This window comes from Nocardia harenae NBRC 108248 (genome assembly GCF_001612885.1).
In the GTDB taxonomy this organism is placed as follows: Bacteria; Actinomycetota; Actinomycetes; order Mycobacteriales; family Mycobacteriaceae; genus Nocardia; species Nocardia harenae.
Genome location: NZ_BDBH01000005.1, coordinates 555,598 through 560,319 on the forward strand (window position 1 = coordinate 555,598; position 4,722 = coordinate 560,319).

At 72.7% G+C, this 4,722-nt stretch carries 5 protein-coding genes; 3 read left to right on the top strand and 2 right to left on the bottom strand.

Annotation, left to right across the window (positions count from 1 at the left end):
- Positions 1–11: 11 nt before the first annotated feature.
- Positions 12–1,244 (top strand): TetR/AcrR family transcriptional regulator, encoded by a 1,233-nt coding sequence (locus NH2_RS14010; RefSeq protein WP_067653638.1) that lies wholly within the window; start codon positions 12–14, stop codon positions 1,242–1,244.
- Position 1,245: 1 nt separating this feature from the next.
- Here NH2_RS14010 and NH2_RS14015 read toward each other — a convergent pair whose 3' ends face one another.
- Entirely contained in the window at positions 1,246–1,638 is a 393-nt protein-coding gene (locus NH2_RS14015) for a YybH family protein (RefSeq protein ID WP_067653401.1), read from the bottom strand.
- A gap of 125 nt (positions 1,639–1,763) precedes the next feature.
- On the opposite strand from NH2_RS14015, the gene NH2_RS14020 reads away from it, so the two are divergent.
- Positions 1,764–2,636: an aldo/keto reductase gene (locus NH2_RS14020; RefSeq protein WP_067653403.1), complete on the top strand. Its 873-nt coding sequence runs from the start codon at positions 1,764–1,766 to the stop codon at positions 2,634–2,636.
- A 133-nt stretch (positions 2,637–2,769) separates the two neighbouring features.
- Here the strand turns inward: NH2_RS14020 and NH2_RS14025 are convergent, their stop codons facing one another.
- Positions 2,770–2,967: a hypothetical protein gene (locus tag NH2_RS14025; protein WP_067653405.1), complete on the bottom strand. Its 198-nt coding sequence runs from the start codon at positions 2,965–2,967 to the stop codon at positions 2,770–2,772.
- A 251-nt stretch (positions 2,968–3,218) separates the two neighbouring features.
- On the opposite strand from NH2_RS14025, the gene NH2_RS14030 reads away from it, so the two are divergent.
- Positions 3,219–4,502 (top strand): helix-turn-helix domain-containing protein, encoded by a 1,284-nt coding sequence (locus NH2_RS14030; protein WP_501193506.1) that lies wholly within the window; start codon positions 3,219–3,221, stop codon positions 4,500–4,502.
- Positions 4,503–4,722 lie beyond the last annotated feature (220 nt).

A 4,722-nucleotide genomic window follows, 5' to 3' on the forward strand; every position in this document is an offset into this window, starting at 1 on the left:
ACCATGTCGGCATGAGCGTCGACAATCGCCGCAGCACGCGCAAGGCGGTCACCGGCGACCCGGCCCCTCGGGAGATCCGGCGGCGGCCGAAGAATCGGCGCGCCCAGATCGCGGCGACCTCCGCGGCCGCCTTCGGCTCGCTCGGCTACCACGGCGTCAGCATGGAGGACATCGCCACCGCGCTCGGCATCAGCTCCGCCGCGCTGTACCGGCACTACCCCAGCAAATACGCGCTCTTCCAGGAGGAGCTGCTGCGGGTGGGCAGCGCCATGACCGAGGCGGTGCGGCTGCCGGCGGATCTCGCCGACGCCCCGCCCCGGGCCCGGCTGGAGCACGTGCTCGAGGCGCTGATCAGCACCACCATCGAGAACCGCCCGACCGTCACCCTGGTGCGCTGGGAGGGCCGCTACCTGGCGCCGGACGACCTGGCGCTGCTGAACGGGCAGCAGATGACCGTGCTGCGCGCGCTCGGCACCCAGGTGGCCGCGCTGCGCCCGGAACTCGCCGAGACCGACGTCCGGGTGCTCTGCGTCGCCATCCTGAGCGCCGTCACCAGCATCGCCGATCACCACGCCGCGCTGCCGGTGAAGACCATCCAGAGGCTGCTGACCAGCGCGGCCACCGCGATCGCGGCCGTCGAGCTGCCCCCCGCGGTCGCCGCCGAGCTGCCCGCGCCGGTGGAGATCCCGGACTCGTTCAAGCACGAGCTGCTGCTGCGCAAGGCGGTCGAGCTCTTCCACGCGCGCGGCTACCCGAATGTCAGCGTCGAGGAGATCGCCACCGCGGCCGGGCTCTCCGCCGCCTCCGCGGTCTACCGCTTCTACCGGGGCAAGAGCGACCTGCTCGCCGCCGCCTTCCGGCGCGCGGCGGACCGGGTCTCCGGCGCCGTCGGCCCCGCGGTGGCGGCGAGCACCGACAGCGCGGACGCGCTGGAGACGCTGATCCGGCAGTACGTGGCGGGTTCGTTCGCCGAGCGCGCCCTCACCTTCGTCTACTACACCGAGTTCCAGCACGTGCCCGCCGAGGAGCGCACGGTGCTGCGCAATATCCAGCGGCTCAGCGTCGAGGAGTGGGCCCGGCTGGTGCGCGATGTGCGCCCCGAGCTCAGCTCGGCCGAGACCCGCTTCCTGGTGCACGCGGCCTTCGCCCAGGTGGTGGATCTGGGCCGGGCCTTCGACACCGACCCGGCGGGCTCGCCGGAGCGGGTCTGCCTGCTCATGCGGGCCATCCTCTTCGGCTCCTGACTCAGCTCTCCTGCGGGAACGAGTGGTGCTCGTGCGCGATCAGCCAGCGGCCGTTCTCGGCGCGTAGCCCGAGCGTGATGCGGAGCCTGCGGTCCGGATGCGCGCGCAGCTCGTCCGGCGTGGCGCAGTACAGCAGGGCGTGCGCGAAGGCGACCTCGGCGCCCGCGGTGACCTGGAGTTCCACGATCTCGAAGCGGGCGCCGCTCGCGATGAACTCGAAGAACGGCGGCCAGGTCGCGCGGTACTCGGCGGCGCCGCGGACGCCGTTCTGCGGCGGCGGGACGTCGAACATGACGATGTCGCCGGTGTGGTTCGCCAGGGTGGCCTCGAGATCGCGGGCCTGGATGGCGGCCACCCAGTCCTCGATCACGGTGCGGATCTCATTCTCGGACATGGTTCTCCCTTCCTCCCCCGTTCCGACCGGTCGGGCGGCGCGGATTCATCGCTCGCGGGCCGGGAACATCCGGAGCGCTCCCCCGGTTGCGCACCCGAGGGGTATCGATGACGAGAGGATCTGTGATGAGCACCGATGTGGAGTCCCGCCCTGCCGATGCGTCCGGCACCTTCGCGCTCGGCGGCGACCTGCCGGTCAACCGGCTCGGCTACGGCGCCATGCGGCTGACCGGCGCGGGCGTCTGGGGTGATCCGCGCGATCCCGACGAGGCGGTGCGGGTGCTGCGCCGCGCCGTCGAGCTCGGCGTGACCTTCATCGACACCGCCGATTCGTACGGCCCCTTCGTCAGCGAGCAGCTCATCCGCACGGCGCTGCACCCGTACGCCGACGACCTGGTGATCGCCACCAAGGGCGGGCTCACCCGCTCCGGGCCGGGCGAGTGGCGGCCGCTCGGCCGCCCCGAGTACCTGCGCCAGCAGACCGAGCTGAGCCTGCGCCATCTCGGCGTCGACCGGATCGACCTCTACCAGCTGCACCGGATCGACCCGCAGGTGCCGCTCACCGACCAGCTCGGCGAGCTGGCGCTGCTGCGCGAGGAGGGCAAGATCCGGCACATCGGGGTCTCCCAGGTGAGTGTGGCGCAGCTGAAGGAGGCGCGGGAGCTCGCGCCGATCGTCTCCGTGCAGAACCTGTACAACCTGGCGAACCGGGCCGACGAGGAGCTACTGGAGTACGCCGAGGCGGAGAACATCGCCTTCATCCCGTGGTTCCCGATCGCCACCGGGGAGCTGGCTCGCCCCGGCGGGCCGCTGGACGCCATCGCCGCCGAGCACGGGGCGACGCCCGCCCAGCTGGCGCTGGCCTGGCTGCTGCGGCGCTCGCCGGTGCTGCTGCCGATTCCGGGCACGTCGACGGTGGCGCACGTGGAGGAGAACATCGCGGCGGCGGGGATCACGCTCTCCGACAGCGAGTTCGAGACGCTCAGCGGGGCGGCGTAGGCGCGGAGGTGTCGTGCCGGGCGGGCGCCGCGCGTTCCGCGCGGTGTCGCGCTCCGGCGGTGCCGGGCCCGCACCCGGCGCCGCCCCTCATGCGGCGCCGGGTCTGCGCCGGGCGGGCGCGACATTGCGCCGGTCAGGCGCGGGCGGTGTCCCGGTAGGCACCGTAGGAGAAGGCGGCGGCGGCCAGGAACTGCCTGCATGCGGCCCCGTGCCCGGCGTGCACCGCCAGCACGAACCTGGCGCGGGCGGCATCCAACGGCGGCGGCTCGGCGGCACAGTCGCGGCTCTGCATCAACCACAGTTCGCGGGTATCCGGCGCGAGTACGTCCATGGTCCACCTCCGATGTTGCTCGATGTGTGCACCCGGCGCCGTGGTGGCGCGGAGGGAGCCGGGGGCGGCTGGATCGGACCGCGCGCGGGCTCCGGTCGAAAAGGGCGACCACCGTGAGGGTTCGGGCACAACCCCCGGCACCGGGTGCGACTTCAAGGGTGCACGCGGCGAGTACGCGCAAACCAGTCCCGAATACGGTAATAGCGAGTACTTTTCGCTTGTAAGGACCGGTTGGGGACGAGGCGGCACCTATGCTCGAAGTCGACTGGAGGGGTGAACACGTCCGAGCGCTGCGCGCGGCGATGCGACGCAGCCGATACGAGTTCGCCCGTCTGGTGGGAGTGACACCACGCACCGTGGGGTTGTGGGAGAACGGCCGCACCACGCGGATGCACGATGCGAGCAGGCGCTTGCTGGATCGAGTGCTGGCCGAGGCGGATGCCGAGGCGAGGACCCGGTTCACGCAGGCAATCGCCGAACCGGAACCCAAGCTCGAAAGCGGGCTCGACAAGGAAGTCGAGGACGACGTGAGAAGGCGTGAACTACTGACCTACGCCGGCATCGGAATCGCCGGCCAGGCCGCGGCGCTCGTCGCCGCGGAGCCCGAACGCATGCTCGCGGCGCTGGACGCGGGCTCGATCAGCGAGCGCAGGCTGCTCGTGCTCGAGGAGACCGCGACCCACCTCGGCACCCGCGCGGTGCAGGTGCCGCCGCGCGAGCTCCTGCCGGGCGCGCTGGAGCAGTTCCGCGCCGTGCGCGGCTGCCTCGCCGAGCGGCAGACCACGGCGGCGCAGGCCAGGCTGGTGCGCACCGCGGGCAGGCTGGCGACCGTCGTCGGCGAGATCCTCTTCAACGACGGGCATTTCGGCCAGGCCAAGATGTGGTACACCACCGCCGCGCACGCCGCGCAGGACATCGGTGACCGCTACACCGAGGACATCGCGCTGGCCGGCGCCGGCTACCTGCCCACCTACAGCGACCGCCCGCGCGACGTGCTCTCGCTGCTCGCGCCGCGGCTGGCGCAGAACCCCGACCGCGGGCCCGCCACCGCCTGGCTCTGGAGCCTGGCCGCCAGGGCGCACGCCGAGCTGGGCGAGGCGAACGACTTCGCCCGCTGTATCGACCGGGCCGCCGCCGCGCTCGCGGTGGCGAAGCCGGAGGAGATGCCGCTCGGCATCTTCTCGTTCCGGCCGGAGAAGCTCGCCTTCTACCGGGCCATCGGCTCGGCCCGGCTCGGGCTGGTCGACCAGACCGAGGAGGCCGCCTCCGAGGCGCTCGCCGCCTACGACCCCTCCGAGACCATGGAGCCCGCGCTGGTGCGCTTCGAGCACGCCACCGCACTGCTCGCCGGCGGCGAGGTGGACGAGGCGTGTGCCGTCGCGACCGCCGCCATCACCGGCCCGAACACCTACGTCGGGCTCACCGTCGCCAAGCGCGCCCGCCGCTTCGATGCCACCCTCGGCACCCGGCGCGGTGGGGCCGTCACCGAGTGGCGCGATCGTATGACCACCGCCACCGGCGATACCCGCGCGTAACTGTCTCCACCGGGTCGACCTCGGCGACGCGAAGCGGGGTCATGAGCAACGCGGCCGTCGGCTCGGCGTCCTGGTCAGCCCGTCGGACTCGGCAACCTCACGCGCGACCGCATGGCCGACCTCGACGATGCCCTGAGCCGCTACCTCGGAGTCGGTTAGCCCGGGTCGGGGCGCGCGGGCGGAAGGGGGATGTGGCCCGCGCGCCCCGCATTCGGGTGGA

Coding starts and splice junctions, on each gene's coding strand:
- NH2_RS14010 (WP_067653638.1), top strand. CDS start 12: ATGAGCGTCGACAATCGCCGCAGCACGCGCAAGGCGGTCACCGGCGAC.
- NH2_RS14015 (WP_067653401.1), bottom strand. CDS start 1,638: ATGTCCGAGAATGAGATCCGCACCGTGATCGAGGACTGGGTGGCCGCC.
- NH2_RS14020 (WP_067653403.1), top strand. CDS start 1,764: ATGAGCACCGATGTGGAGTCCCGCCCTGCCGATGCGTCCGGCACCTTC.
- NH2_RS14025 (WP_067653405.1), bottom strand. CDS start 2,967: ATGGACGTACTCGCGCCGGATACCCGCGAACTGTGGTTGATGCAGAGC.
- NH2_RS14030 (WP_501193506.1), top strand. CDS start 3,219: ATGCTCGAAGTCGACTGGAGGGGTGAACACGTCCGAGCGCTGCGCGCG.